Annotated in this window: 2 protein-coding genes; both read left to right on the forward strand. The window is 74.2% G+C overall.

Annotated features, from left to right (window positions below):
• The coding region (locus ABZV34_RS39780; RefSeq protein ID WP_356288288.1) for a tetratricopeptide repeat-containing protein at positions 1-329 on the forward strand (329 nt) is incomplete at its 5' end.
• Between the two features lie 91 nt (positions 330-420).
• Positions 421-1157 (forward strand): NAD(P)-binding protein (locus tag ABZV34_RS39785; RefSeq protein WP_356288291.1); only part of this gene is annotated, 737 nt, incomplete at its 3' end.

A 1157-nucleotide genomic window follows, 5' to 3' on the forward strand; every position in this document is an offset into this window, starting at 1 on the left:
GGCGCTGGGAAGAGGCGCTCGCGGAGTCCCGCGACGTGTGCGCGATCCGCGAACGTGTCCTCGGCCCCGGCCATCCGGACACCCTCGTCAGCCGCCGCGAGGTCGCCGTCGGCCTCGGCTGGCTCGGCCGCTGGGCCGACGCCCTCACCGAGTACCGTGCGGTCGCCGTCGCCCGCGAGCACGTCCTCGGTGAGACCCACCCCGACGCCCTGGCCAGCCGCAACGACGAGGCGCACTGTCTGGAGCAGCTCGGGCGTGCCCAGGAGGCGGCGGAGCTGTACCGACGGGTCGCGGTGCTGCGGCAGCGGCGGGCGGCCGAGGGGCACTGAGCCGCCCGTCCCGTCCCGAGCGGCCATCCGGGCGCCCGCCGGCTGCCGCGTACCTCTGGCAGACCTAGATCATCGCGTGCTACCAAGAACCATGCCTGTACACGAGGGATATGACGCCGTGATCGTCGGCGGGGGCCACAACGGCCTCGTCGCCGCCGCCTATCTGGCCCGTGCCGGACGCTCCGTCCTGGTGCTGGAGCGCCTGGGGACCACCGGCGGCGCCGCCGTGTCCACCCGGCCGTTCGCCGGGGTCGACGCGCGGCTGTCGCGCTACTCGTACCTGGTCAGCCTGCTGCCCCGGAAGATCGTGCGTGATCTGAGCCTCGACTTCCGGGTCCGCGGGCGCACGGTGTCCTCGTACACGCCCGTCGAACGCGACGGGCGGCCCACCGGACTGCTGGTCGGCGGCGGCGAGCGGCGCACCCGCGAGGCGTTCCGGCGGCTGACCGGATCGGACCGCGAGTACGAGGCCTGGCAGCGCTTCTACGGCATGACCGGCCGGGTCGCCCAGCGAGTGTTCCCGACCCTCACCGAACCGCTGCCCACCCGCGACGAACTCCGTGGCCGGATCGACGACGAGGACGCCTGGCGCGTGCTCTTCGAGGAGCCGGTGGGCGTCGCCGTCGAGGAGAACTTCAGCGACGACCTGGTGCGCGGCGTCGTCCTCACCGACGCCCTCATCGGCACCTTCGCCGACGCCCACGACCCCTCGCTGCGGCAGAACCGCTGCTTCCTCTACCACGTGATCGGCGGCGGCACCGGCGCCTGGGACGTGCCGGTCGGCGGCATGGGCGCCCTCACGGACGCCCTCGCCGGCGCGGCGCGTGG

The organism is Streptomyces sp. NPDC005195 (assembly GCF_040608315.1).
Classification (GTDB): Bacteria; Actinomycetota; Actinomycetes; order Streptomycetales; family Streptomycetaceae; genus Streptomyces; species Streptomyces kaempferi.